At 42.6% G+C, this 13,627-nt stretch carries 10 protein-coding genes and 1 pseudogene; all 11 read right to left on the bottom strand.

The features are described 5' to 3' along the window. Positions 1–166: 166 nt before the first annotated feature. A complete protein-coding gene (locus ACH8E3_RS02405; RefSeq protein ID WP_458631005.1) occupies positions 167–1,231 on the bottom strand; it encodes a Gfo/Idh/MocA family protein in 1,065 nt (354 codons plus the stop codon). Positions 1,232–1,256: 25 nt separating this feature from the next. Beyond that, positions 1,257–2,048, bottom strand: coding sequence for a sugar phosphate isomerase/epimerase family protein (locus tag ACH8E3_RS02400; protein ID WP_458631004.1), 792 nt, complete (start codon positions 2,046–2,048; stop codon positions 1,257–1,259). A gap of 235 nt (positions 2,049–2,283) precedes the next feature. After that, positions 2,284–2,634 carry a DUF2178 domain-containing protein gene (locus tag ACH8E3_RS02395; protein WP_458631003.1) on the bottom strand — a complete coding sequence of 117 codons (351 nt, stop codon included), beginning with the start codon at positions 2,632–2,634 and terminating at the stop codon, positions 2,284–2,286. Further along, complete coding sequence (locus tag ACH8E3_RS02390; protein WP_458631002.1) at positions 2,624–2,863, bottom strand: helix-turn-helix transcriptional regulator; 240 nt, start codon at positions 2,861–2,863, stop codon at positions 2,624–2,626. The genes ACH8E3_RS02395 and ACH8E3_RS02390 overlap by 11 nt, the downstream gene beginning before the upstream one ends. A 177-nt stretch (positions 2,864–3,040) precedes the next feature. After that, positions 3,041–3,339, bottom strand: a pseudogene (locus ACH8E3_RS02385) (sigma factor); the annotation flags it as partial. 63 nt (positions 3,340–3,402) lie between these two features. Continuing rightward, positions 3,403–3,735 carry a hypothetical protein gene (locus ACH8E3_RS02380; RefSeq protein WP_458631001.1) on the bottom strand — a complete coding sequence of 111 codons (333 nt, stop codon included), beginning with the start codon at positions 3,733–3,735 and terminating at the stop codon, positions 3,403–3,405. Between the two features lie 148 nt (positions 3,736–3,883). After that, positions 3,884–4,063 (bottom strand): hypothetical protein, encoded by a 180-nt coding sequence (locus ACH8E3_RS02375; protein WP_458631193.1) that lies wholly within the window; start codon positions 4,061–4,063, stop codon positions 3,884–3,886. Between the two features lie 403 nt (positions 4,064–4,466). After that, positions 4,467–5,168 carry an RNA polymerase sporulation sigma factor SigK gene (sigK, locus tag ACH8E3_RS02370; RefSeq protein WP_458631000.1) on the bottom strand — a complete coding sequence of 234 codons (702 nt, stop codon included), beginning with the start codon at positions 5,166–5,168 and terminating at the stop codon, positions 4,467–4,469. 421 nt (positions 5,169–5,589) lie between these two features. Next, positions 5,590–6,003: an S-layer homology domain-containing protein gene (locus tag ACH8E3_RS02365; RefSeq protein WP_458630999.1), complete on the bottom strand. Its 414-nt coding sequence runs from the start codon at positions 6,001–6,003 to the stop codon at positions 5,590–5,592. A gap of 37 nt (positions 6,004–6,040) precedes the next feature. Then, positions 6,041–12,601, bottom strand: coding sequence for a CBM96 family carbohydrate-binding protein (locus tag ACH8E3_RS02360; RefSeq protein WP_458630998.1), 6,561 nt, complete (start codon positions 12,599–12,601; stop codon positions 6,041–6,043). 219 nt (positions 12,602–12,820) lie between these two features. Beyond that, positions 12,821–13,618, bottom strand: coding sequence for a polysaccharide deacetylase family protein (locus tag ACH8E3_RS02355; RefSeq protein ID WP_458630997.1), 798 nt, complete (start codon positions 13,616–13,618; stop codon positions 12,821–12,823). Positions 13,619–13,627 lie beyond the last annotated feature (9 nt).

The following is a 13,627-nucleotide window of genomic DNA, read 5'->3' as shown; positions in this document are numbered from 1 at the left end:
TATTTTTGATACTTTATACCAAGTGTATTAATACGGTATATCCTATGTATTGAATGATGGATTAATAAAGCACAAACAGCCCATCCTCTAATGTGGATTGGGCTGTTAGATATACTACTTATTTAGGCGTATGAAACTTATACCTGCTAAATATTGCTTCTTTTTATTAATTATGAACATTTACAGGTACACCCGTTGCTGCACTCTCATAAAAGGCATCGATAATTTCTGAGAAATAGATACCATCTTCAGCTGGAGAGAGCAATTTCTTCGTTTCATTCTCAATGCAATCAACAAAATGCTGGAACTCATTCACTAATTGTAAATTGGGATTTAATTTCAGTTTAGGCGTAATATCTAGACAAATATCGGAACTTCCATCGAAGAACTTCAATACGCCGTTAACGAGACTGGCTCCGCCTTTGGTTCCCATTAGTTCCACATAGAACCGATCTTCTTCAATGTTGGAAGCCCAACTGAAATCGAAGGAAAGTGAAGCCCCTCCGTGTAAACTCAAATAACCTACTGCAGCATCTTCCACGTTGAAAATACCACCGTCTATTCCTTTATAGCCGTTGCGATTTCGGGTCGTCGTATGAATGAAATTCTGATGGATGTTACCTGCAACGTAGGAAACTTTCGGTTGTCCCATGAGATAAAGGGCTAGATCCAGATAATGAGCTCCAAGATCAATCATAACACCACCGCCAGAAAGTGCCTTATCCGTAAACCACGTACCTCTTCCCGGAATACCGTTTCTTCTGATCCAGCCTGCTTTTGCGCTATAAATTTCACCGAGATTACCTTCAGTAATCCACTTTTTTAAATAAACAGCTTCATTAGTAAAACGGTTATTTAACCCGATCATGACCCTCTTGCCCGATTGGTTCTGTGCCGCCACAATTCTCCGCGCTTCCTCTGCGCTAATGCTAAGTGGTTTCTCACAATGGACATGAATCCCTAGTGACAGTGCATATTCCGTAATTTCTGCGTGCAGGTAGTTCGGTGTAACAATACTCACGATATCAAGCCGCTCTTTAGCAAACATCTCTTTGTAATCACAGTATGTATTTAAAACACCATACTTCTCTGCCATGCGAGCTGCTTTATCTGGAATGATATCGCAGATGGCCACAATCTCCACATTTGGTATATCTAGATAGCCATGAATATGCTTCTTCTCCGCATTTCCACCTGCACCAACTATGCCATATCTCAATTTTTCAGTCATTTTCTCACCTCATTTAGGTTGTCATTTAGTTCTCTAGTAGAAGATTCTTGAAATACGATACTGAATAGACCACACCTTTGGCTACAAGTTCATCAGGAAGTGCTGATTTACGTGGCTCAATGCTAAGTCCAGCGTTATATCCAACAGCTCTTAGTGTAGCTACAAAAGAAGGCCAGTCCGTTTGATCCATACCAGCAGGTGGCTCATCCACCTTATTTCCATTTACCAACAGTGAACCTTTTAGATGCACGTGATTGAACCGATGTCCCCAGTCAAACGTTTCTTGCATATAATCGCCACCAAAAAAGCGCGCATGTGATGGATCGAACTTAATCCCAAGCTCCGGTAAATGACCGTGAATAATACGCCATACATCAGGTGAGTGTACGAAGTTTACTTTTCGACAGTTATACGTTGAGATCTTAACATTTCTAGTTCTTGCATAAATAAGGAGTTCATTGAAAAATGCAATCGCTGCTGTACAGTTCTCGTAGAATGACAACTCTTCTACATAGTTGCAACCCACGACAAAGCTTGGGCAATTCAACTTGTTTGCCGCATCAATTAATTGGAAGCATCGATGCAATTCATCTTGCAGGATTTGTCCCTTTTCATTAATACGCTGGGATTTCCATCGTCCGATGGAACCAATCTCAACATTATATTTGACTTTCCATTCAGATATTTGCTCCAACTGCTCACAAAAGTCCTCTACGCTGTCTCCTTCATTCACACAGAATTCAAGAAAGTTCAATTCTCTTCTATTTGCTACAATAAAGCTATCTTCATTCATAGGAGCGATAATCCCTAACTTCATAAGCTTCTGACTTCCCTTCTAGACAAAAAATATAATATGTACATTATTAAATTATCGTTCAACATATAGCCTAATCCCATTCACCATAAGAATCAAGCTTCCTAGATATATACATTCTCTACGCTGTCATCTGGCACAGAAAAAGCTGAATAAACCAGCGAAATACGGAGCGTATTAACGTCGGTTTGTTCAGCTCTCTTATTATCTATTCATTTCAACGTGCTGTGACCTTTTCTTACGACAAGTCCCTTTTATACTGAATCGCCATGTAAATTCCACCAACTAAAATGGCTAACGCATATTTGAACAAGAAAAAGATATTCCACATATATTCTTTAGGAAAAATAATGTCACATAGAATAATTGCACACAGCATGAAGTAACTGCTTTTCAAAAATATTTTATTTGTCCGCTCGTCGTCTTGCCCAATTTTCTTATAAAATACATAGGCAAAAATCACACTACCCATGAGCAGTAAAAAACCAACTCCAATGAGAATATTCCAATTTCCCGTGGATTGTTCAGCCCAAGACTTTAAAGGGGAAAATATTGCGTTATGGATATCTGAGAATAGCTTATTTATCATTTTGATCATTTCCTTTCACATAAGTAAAAATATCGTTTACATCAACATTAAAGAAATTGGAAATACGAAAAGCTAACAGCAAAGTCGGAACATAATTCCCTTTTTCCATTACAAAGATGGTTTGTTTGGAAACCCCAACTTTCTCTGCTAATTCTTGCTGAGACATTCTGGCAAGCACACGATATTCATAAACCTTATTGGATATCGAATCACCAAAATCTTTCTTCATGGCAATCACCTCTTAAATAAAACTATAAACTAAACATTCAATAAAGTAAAGTTAACTTATACAAAACATTTAAAAACCTTTATCTTATGATCTATTACCTTTATGTAACAAGAGCCAGAATGCAGAAAGAACTTGGATTACTGATCTCTACGCTGAAGTAATACACAAGCTAACGATTCATCCTGTAATACTTGCATCATTCCATCCATTTGCAAATGCTAGGCTGACCCACGAATATTTTCTTTTTTCAATCTTCAACTGGACCAAGTATGCTACGTCATCTGCTTCACTACCTAAAATATCAATTAGAGAAATTTCATTCCCTTCTTTGTCAGTCCCTATTGGATCGTGGAATGTCGCCAACTTCGTTCCTTTACTCGTCTGAAGACTTTCAATGGCTTTATCAGTCCAATGGTTCCAAACGATATCAGATCCTCTAAATCTTCCCCAGTGTTATCTAACTTCTTGACGATATGAACACGATATAATGTAAAAAAGTAAACTAATGGCGATCGCTCCCGATTCGAATTAGTTTACTTTTATGTTTTGTTCCTGATCTGTAATTGTCGATCAATCATTTGTGCCCATTCAGGCAATTCATCTATATAATATTTCACTCCACCTTTATCTGCTTCAAGAATAATTTCACCATCTGTTTTACTATTATCAATAATAACTAATTGATCTAATTGGTCCAAGTGAGACAACAGGTTATTCATGCTCGTTACGTTACGTCTAATAATATCCTCAGTTTCAATGTGATGACCACCATTTTTCACACGCGTAGCAACACGTTCAATATTCAGTCGAACATCCCCTAGTCCTACATAAAACATAATGATTTCAAAACCTTGTTCCTTTGCATCTCGCATCTCGCATCTGTTGAATAACGTTACCACCCGCTAAAGTAGTTTCTACAGTGAAATCACACTTACCCCAAGTCGGTCAACAATCAAATTGCGGATTGTGCTCTTACCACTTCCATTATTACCAGCAAACACAAACATGGTTGCAACTGTCTCAGTCATGGTTAATTTCCTGTTCATTCACTTCCTTGATCTCACCTGTGCTATATTCTTTAACAATCTTCCCCTCAGCTGTTTTATATACGATATATGTCCCATTTGCTTTAGCATCCAATTTCGCACGATCGCCTGTTAACCGAATCAATTTAGCAAGGTCCTTTGTAAGATTCATCATTTATACAAACACCTCATTTTTTATTACAGCTCGAGTATAACACAGTACATTACATATTAGCTTAAGTCTGTATGCATCATACAAACAACTAGCTCATAAGAATGAGCTGTATATTTCTCACTCTAACAGACTAATTCATTTCTCACCCGTCATATACGTTTCAAAATCCATCCTTTATGAAGCCAATCAAAAGTTTGTTGATTATCGTCTAGTAAGGCACGTTTTCCCGCTGTCCAACTTAAAAGCTGCTCATCTTTTTAAAAAAAGGATTTGCCAACATACAAGAAAGCAAGAATCCTTACGTTGATATCCTTCGTTTGTTTATGTTGCAGAAACACAAATAGCCAGTAGGATTGAGAAATTAGTATCTCTTCCCTACTGGCTATTATCCTACATTTTCAAGTTATCGTTTCGCCTTATAAAACTCATGATATAGCTTCATCAACGCCCGCTTCTCAATCCGCGATACATAGCTGCGACTAATCCCAAGTTCCTTCGCTATTTCTCGCTGTGTTCTTTCTTCGCCACCATGTTCCAAGCCGAATCGACCTTTAATAACTTCTTGTTCCCTAGCGTCTAGTATACTTAAATTTCTATAAATTTTACTCTTCTCAATCTTCAACTGTACCAAGTCTGCTACGTCATCTGCTTCACTACCTAGAATATCTATTAGAGAAATTTCATTACCTTCTTTGTCAGTCCCTATTGGATCGTGGAGTGAAACATCTTTACGCGTCTTCTTCAATGAGCGAAGGTGCATTAGGATTTCATTCTCAATACATCGTGCCGCAAATGTCGCCAACTTCGTACCTTTACCTGTCTGAAAACTTTCAATGGCTTTAATGAGCCCAATCGTCCCAATGGAGATCAGATCCTCTAAGTCTTCTCCGGTGTTATCGAACTTCTTGACAATATGCGCCACAAGCCGCAGGTTATGTTCAATCAACATATTTCGTGCGTAGCCATCGCCCTCGGCCATTAACTTTAAGTACTTGCTCTCATCTTTTTCAGATAGAGGCTGAGGAAAGGCGTTGTTCTTGACGTACGAGACAAGTAAAGAAAGCTGCTTAATGAATAGCGCTATCGCTGAGATCAATCCAGGCATTGAACCGAACACCTCCATGTTGGATTCCGTTAGATTATGAGGCGCATCCCGCACGGCTTCCTATCTAGTCGAATATTGAAGTCTGTTCTTTAGTCTATGTGGGCAATGGCCTAGAAGTGCATGTACGAGAAAGAGGACAGATAAAAGGTTTGCCGCAAAAGAAAAAACTAATATGATTATGGCAATAGAGCGTAACCGTTCGTGATGTCAATTAAGTGGAGCCACTGAATAACTTGTGATTTTAGTTTTGCAAAATGAATTTCAATAAATAAAGGCGATCTCCATTCTAAAATGTTCCCTATACAACATTCTTTCCTTGAACTATCAGGACTACTAATTGGGTTCTACCTTGATTCACACAAACAGGCAGCTTCCATGAAGGAGGCTGCCTGCTTATCGTCTTACAACATAATTTCAATAACTATTTCAAAGTATCCAATAACTCCCTAATTTGTTGATTGAGGTTCAGAATATTCATAATTACCGTCAATGCCTCTGCGCGTGTCGATGTTCCTGTAGGGTTAAACTTATCTTTAGCTGTCCCATTGAGGATTCCCGCTTTGGCCGCTGTGGCTATTTCCTCCTTCGCATAAGAATCATCGATATCCGTGAACGTCATTTTTCCATCTTGCTTAATATTTTGTAAATTCAGAATTCTGGACATGATCACAGCCATTTCTTCCCGGCTGATCGTTTGGTCCGGTTTAAATGTAGCATCGCTGTAACCATTGATTACTCCCACTTGCATAAGTGCCTCAATGGCTTTGACCGCCCAGTGATCACTAATGTCCATCAATGCTACATTCGCTCTATCCCCGCCTGCAATGTCAAACACGCACTCTTCGTTTCTTCGTATAACGATGTCTAATGAATTAATGTGTAACTGTTACTGTCATCGTGCTGCTCGATGTAGCTCCCGAATCATTCACGAGCTCAGCCCGGTACGTATAGGTGCCTGCTGCTCGATTCGTCAAGTTCGTTAGTGCCGACTGGGCCGACGATGTCTGACTGGTCAGTGTTTGCGTATCAATTAATACGTCGTTCTCATACAAACGGTAGGACGTTCCATTCGTTCCCCACCACATATTCATACTCACCTTGAACATGCCGTCTCCATCCCAATTGTCGTTGGAAATAACTGGTATGCCTGGATCAGCCTGCGTGACATTCACCACGAGCGTATCGCTTGTTGTGGTACCGAATGCATTGATAAGCTGCGCATAATAACGGTACGTTCCGTTCTTCCTTCCGCTTATTGACGTAGCGGCGATTTGGGCACTCGGGCTATTATCTGTAAGGATCTTGATTTCGATAAGCACATCATTCTCATAAAGCTTATAGATTTTGCCATTATTTCCGTACCACTGGTTCATGGTGACTACATATTGACCATCCAATATGCCGTTATCATAGCCATTGTCACTAGACAGAACAGGTTTGGCTGGAATAGCTGTGCTTTTCGAAACGATGGAGTTCACCGTTGCGGTAGCCGTACCTTGATTACCGACAGCGTCGATAAATTCAAAAGTAAAGCTACCGTTACTTGTAAATAAATACGTGCTTAATCCGTCGTTATTCGTAATGGTAACAGGCTTGCTCGTGTTCAGCGTTGCCTGCACAGAATTAGTTATCACATCATAGACAGCATAAGTCACAGTGCCTACCGCTACGACTTTATCTATATTGCTGATGACGATGCTTGTTACATTGGATACATTGCCTGCGACATTCGATCCTCTTGCATATACGGTATCATTCGCTGTAACGACAACAGGCTCGCTGTATACTGTCCATGTCCCGTCTATGCCGACCTTGTATTCCTTCAATGTCACGTCCGTAGGATACGTGATGGTCACAGACACATTGCCGTTGGTTGGTGCTGTCGGATCAGCAACTAATGTTGCATCTGCTAGAGGTGTTGGATCGACATCCATATTGGATACCTCCGTTGAATTCTCCCCCTCCAGCCCATTACGATATCCGCTAACCGCGAAATAGTAGGTGCTTCCAGCCTCCAAACCTGTGATTGGGACTCCTTCCGAAGCTGGAGCGACCACATCCATTTCTTCTGTGTAGAGGTTCGGCTGCTTCCCGTACTTGATTCGATACCCGTCAGCTTCTGTCACTAATCCGAACTTGACAGTGGCTTCTGTTGTCGTAATCATAAGGACTTCTTCTATAACCGGTCGTGCGACACCGTTTAACTTTTCAACTTGAAAATCATCATAGCTGACGGCTGCATTAGCAGATAGAAGTCCAGCCGTACCGATCGGTAATGAGTTATCCTCCGCTTCAGCACCCAGCTGTCCATCGATATACAGCTTGATGTTGCTGCCATTAAATTCTGCACGCAAGGTGTGCTCCAGCGCATCGTTCCACAGTGGGAACTCTACTTCCTTCACAGAGCTAATGACACTATTCACCTTTTTACGTATGGCTGCATACCCTTTCCCTGCTGTTTTATCCAGCTTATAACCAATCAAATAGTAGTTAAATACATTGGTAGTACGTCCGAGCAGATAGCCCTCACTGATGGCATTCGCAGTATCGGGTGTCATCTTAATCTTCGCTGACACACTGTAATCCTTCCAGTTCATCCCTTCGGTGACCCACATCCGATCGGGATTGCTGCCCGTAGATAGAACATGATAATTACTATTATTTTCTTGAAGTTGGAACGCACCTGTTGATAAGGTCCAATCATTTAGGAACTCTCCGTCTGTGAAGTCATCACTAAATAGCAGATCGCTATTAGCTTTACCTACAAGTTCATTCGAATTCGGGCTGATTCCCGTCGCATTCACACCTGCAACGACAAAGTAATAGGGGGTTCCCGAAATATTCACTTGAATCGCATTGACGCCTTCAGTTAAGCCTTCCACACTATTCGTATAATTGCCGGCCTCATTGCCGTAACGAATGATGTAAGACGTATTCTTGGGATCTGTTGTGAAACTCACAATGAGCTTGTTACCGTCTGCAATAACATGGCTTAACACCGGAGTTACCACATCTGGGACGACAGGCGCCATAGATAACTCATTGGAAATTTCGCTTTCTCCAATAGCCGTCACGGCTGATACCGCGACATAATAGGTTGTGTTGTTCGTCAGACCCTTAATCACCGAGCGTGTTTTTCCTGTCAACATAGTTGACGTGTATTGACCTGGCTGCGTACCGTACTTCACCTTATATTGTGTAGCTCCTTCGACCTTAGCGATATTCACCGTCAGTTGTCCGTCGCCGACTTGAAGCGTCTTGAGAACCGGTGCCTCCGCCTTGGTAGGCTGTACAAGAATGCCATCGAACTTAGCGCTAGCCCCCCAATTGTATAATCCGATGGCCCCTTCCACATGGGATACGTCCGTTACACTTAGTTGCAAGATACTATTCACATATAACTCAATGGCTTCACCTGTAAATGTCCCTTTGAATCGATAGGCCGTGCCTGGCGTTACAGTAAATGGCTGCTCGGCGATCGTCGTCATCACGCCGTTCACATTCTTCTTAATATAAAGTTTACCCGCATTATAAGACATCAAATAGTAATTATTCGCATCAGATACGCGTGCCAGCAATCCCGCTTCCCCTGAAGCAGATGGTTGCACCCACGCCATATAACTCACGTCTTTGAACGTATTCTTCGTGTAAGCAACCCCTGCGGAAGCAGAAGTGCCATCGTCCGAAAGCAGCTTTTCTTCAGGATCCACTGCTGTTGCACCTAATGCCGTCGTAAGTGGCGTTTTTCGATTAAAAGGAATAATCGTATTTTTCTCAACGACCCAATTACCGGACCCTAGAATCCAATGATTCGTGATCGGGTTGATGATACTGTCATAATTAAATGTATCATTGAACACAACGGGGTGAAGAAGACCTACACTAAACATATTATCGACTAAGCTTTTATAGGGTGTCAGATACTCCATATGGGTCCCTAACCATGATTGCGCATAGTACCCATTCATCACCTTGGCATAGTAATCGGATACCCCGACCATCTGCCAGCGGTTAATCTCATCCGCTATGGTCTGATTATTTGGCATGTTCCAAAAACCATATACATGCAACATAATGCGGTTCAGCAATGATGGATCAATACCTAGTACAGCATAACCGGAACTTTGCCTACTACCTGCTGCATCCGTTGAATAGAATTCTTGAGCCATGCCTGGCTCTCCCATGTAATCACCGTCTTCAGCAGTAAGCGACCACATGTAACGCTGAGTTTCATGATAGAGCTCCATCGGATTCGCAATAAATCTGTCTAAAGATACGCCTTTAAAAGACCATTTATTACTTTGTACAATCTTTTCCATCAACTGCTTCTTAGCTGCAAGTGTACCGAAGTTGGTTGTCGATATAAAAGACTTGTAAATAGTTGTCAAGCCTTGTTGATTAAGTTCGGCATTGAATGTATCGAAATTATAATCCTTCATAATCGACTTCACATTTTCCAAGCCAAGTACAAAAGAAGCTGCCAAGAAAATCGTTATGTTGGGCTCAGAGAAGTTGGAGTTCCCTCCGTTCCAGACGTTGGTATCCCCATTAACAGCTATACGTTGTGCGCTTCTCGGATTATCATTAATGTCAAAATCGCTTAACGTATACGCCGTAGCGATCAGTCCTGCTTTGAAAAGAGTGATAAGCTTGGAGCGCTCATCGGCTGTGAATTGCTGCATAATCTCCTCGTCATTCCAAAGTAAAGCAATCGCTTGTAACAGCGGGGATTGCTGTCTAGAATCGAGTCCACCCATAAGGTTAGGCATATTCGCCTCAGTCGTAATCATCTTCCTGACCGTGCTCACATATCGCTCGATATAAGCGGGATCTCGGTCGCCATGTGCGATCGCCATAGCAATCGCGGCTACGGCACCTGTTGTCGTCATTTCAACACCCGATCCATTTGCTATAGCTTTGTTCTCGAAGGTAACATTCACGGAATCCTTCATCGCATCTACCAGATATTCCTCACTAGGCGGAGCATAAGGATACTTGATTTCCTCGCTTGCAAGCACTTCACTCTCCAGCGCTGGCGCTATGTTGCCTGATAAATCCTTGAGCGCACCTGAATCAATACGGAAACGGTTCGAACTTCCTTGCATTGGAGCAATCAAAATCACAGTTATCGTATTCCCGCTAATTTTCACTTCATCCTGTGCACCAAGCGGTACATAATTGGTTCCACCATCCTGTGACCGTTGTACGGATGCCTTGAACTGCGCTGTATCTAACCCATTTACGGCTATACTTTTGTTAAAAAGCAACACTACCTTTTTATTAAAGTTACTGACATAGGCTTCTTGAATCACTGGCGCACTTACGTCGACGTTGATGGAATCCGAGGTCCATACATCAGATACCACATTGCCAGCTACATCTTTAAGCGTTCCTGCGGCAATTTTCACCTTGCTATCTGTAGCCAGCTTAACTGTCTTGGTCATAACAAGCTCTCCGCCAACCAACGCTATTGAATCCGTTGCATCCAGTGCTGCAAAATTCACACCATCTGCCGCATAGGTTACTGCAGACTTCAGCGCTGCATCGTTCGCCAATGCATTAACCAAATACTCATTCGCACGAATCGTCATCATCTTGTTCGATTCATCGAGCAAGCCTGCAGTTTGTATAACAGGAGCTGCACTATCATACGGAAGAACATCTGATACCCATTCAGCAGACAAATTACCTTGTGTATCTCGGAGGAGATGTCCATCCATCTTGAGCTTTGCCCCGGGTATGGATAAGCGACTCGACAAGTTCAGGATAAGCTGTTTATCTACGATTTGCACACCATCTGTTATAGCTAATGCTGTCCAAGCTGTGCCATTTCTTGCTATCTGGATTCCTTTCTTCAGCGCAGCCATATCTGCAGTATGATTCGTAATTTTCTCATTATACCTCAACACAATCTTCGAATTCTGATCTTGGAGGGCAATTTCCGTAACCTGTGGAGCACTTACATCATAGTCAAGAACAAGCTGAGGCGCATTTGCACCGCTCTCCTTAGTTGACACCGTACGATTAACATTGGCCGTGCCAGTCAGTAGAAGTGACATCGTCTTATCCCCGACAAGCTGCGCCTGGGTGTATGCAGTAATATCCCATTCGTACCAGCCTTCCGTGGTTCCAACGATCGTCTGAGCGACAATAGCGGAAGCAGCAGGAACAGGTACCGGCTGATTGGCATATGTAAGACCATTTTCTGTCCAGGTATCCATCGGAACGGTATACAATTTCAATGTTTCTGCAGAAGTTCCTGCAAGTGGCAAATAGAGCCGCAACATGGCACTATTAAACTGCTTAGCATCATTGAGATTGTACTTCAGATACAATCTTCGATTATATATTTCTGTGCCTTCTTTCAGCTGGACTACATCTGTGTTACCATAATTCTTGTTCAGATTGGCTGTTCCACTGTCCACCCCTGCATCAGCAGTAGGCAGTAGGATCCGACGTTGCTCATAATCTGTAATTGAGCCCGATCCCCCGGATAACTTACCACTTATGACTTCAGTAATAAGCATATTTCCATCTGTATCCTTGATGGAGTTAGGCAGTAGCTTTATCCGATTCTCCGTCCCAATAAGCGCACTCCCAAGAGCAATAGTCAGTGTATTTGCATTCACACTTACACTCGCCTCCGCAGGAAGCGAAGAATAATCTACACCATTAGCTGCTAATGAAATAGCAGACTTCAGCGATCCTCCTGTTGCATCCACAATCGGCTCATCAAAGGTCATCGACACGATCGTAAACGTGCTGTTTACAGTAGTAGACTGGTACGAAGGAGCGATACCACCATAATCAAGAATGAGCTGCGGGGCAGTAGCCACACCGCTTTCCTTGGTGGACACTGTCCGATTCGTCGCGTCGGCCGTTCCGATCAGTAATAGTGACATGATGTGGGTTCCTGCATTTTTTTCATTCGTATATGCAGAGATGTCCCATTCATACCAGCCTTCCCCCGCTCCAACCACCGCCTGACCTACACTGGCAGTAGATACAAGAGTAGTCGTGCTAGGTATTGGCTGATTGTTAGACGTAATACCAGTTTCCGTCCAAGCATCATCCGTAATCGGATACAAATACAATTTTTCTGCAGCGCCGGCAATTGGCATGTAAAGTCGGAGCTTGGCAGTGGTGAACAGCTTGGCATCCGTAAGATCGAACTTGAGATAAAGGCGCCGTTTCGTAGTAGCATTGCCCTCCTTGAGTACGGCTTGGACTGAGGTACCATAATTGGTATTCACAGTCGCTGTACCACTATCCACATAGGCATCGGCGATAGGCCGTAAGTTCCGATGGTTCTCGTATACGGGCGGCAGATCAGCAGAGACCAACGCAGGAAAGCTAACCTGCAAAATAAGCGAAATCAGCATAATGACGGATAAGAAACTGCTAGTGCGTTTTATTAATTTTTTTGGCAACATGATCAAAACTCCTTTATCCATGGTTTGTCATTGGTCAATCAATCATTCGCAATTATTATTGATAACGCTTCCGTTTGATATAGTGATTGTATCGAGCAATCCACTACCATAGGACAATGGATTGCGGGTCTGCCCAGTTACCTCAAGGCATATCTGCCGAGCAACAAGGCCAAATAACGATTTTATTCGTTATGTAATGATAGGATAAATGAGAATCCTTCATAGCCTAACGACCTGATCTGCCGGTATTTCAACCGAATCACTTTCGACGCTTATCCAAACATTCAATGCTGAAGGATTATGCACAATTCGGCAATCGGCGGAGAAACGAAGCCGCTTCAACGCTTGCATGTAAGCAACGATTTCTGCGTTGGTCGCGTACCAAATATCGTCCCGAAAACCGATTTGCTCACCAAATCGATCAATCTGCTCCCAATTGTTATCATCTTCAAATTCGTAGCTGTGACCCCAAACGTAAAGCAGTGTCATGCGCGAATACTTGGGCTGAAGCTGAACGAACGTGTCTGCATGATCAAGCATTTGCTTGTGATGGCAGGTCGGATGCCAGCTCAAAAAGTCACTTGGCACAGCATAAGTACCATGGCTTCTTATGGTCCTGGCATACTCTATACCGATGTCTGGCAGTAGCCCAATCACCTGATCGTTGTAGCTGCCAAACGGATAGCTCATCCCACGAACCGGATATCCGACAAGAGACTCAAGCGCTTCACGGTCCTCCAAGATTTCACGGACGATTAAGTCCGTCTGCAATTGTTCAAGGAACGGGTGATCGACCGTATGCGCCGATACTTCATGACCCTCGAATAATGAAGCAACCTCCGACGCAACGATATAGCCTTCTTTTCCCAAAAAACCACTGTTCAAGTGAAACGTCCCTTTCAGGCCGTACTCATTTAACTTTTTCACCAACCTGCGATCGTGCACGGTACCATCATCGAAACTCAGAGTAAGCGCTTTAATTACGCCCCTCGGAAATAAATCCAAACCAATACGCATATACATACC

This window comes from Paenibacillus sp. CMAA1364, from assembly GCF_054373195.1.
The sequence above is the reverse complement of the archived record's forward strand: the minus strand, read 5'-3'. Positions and strand labels throughout refer to the sequence as shown.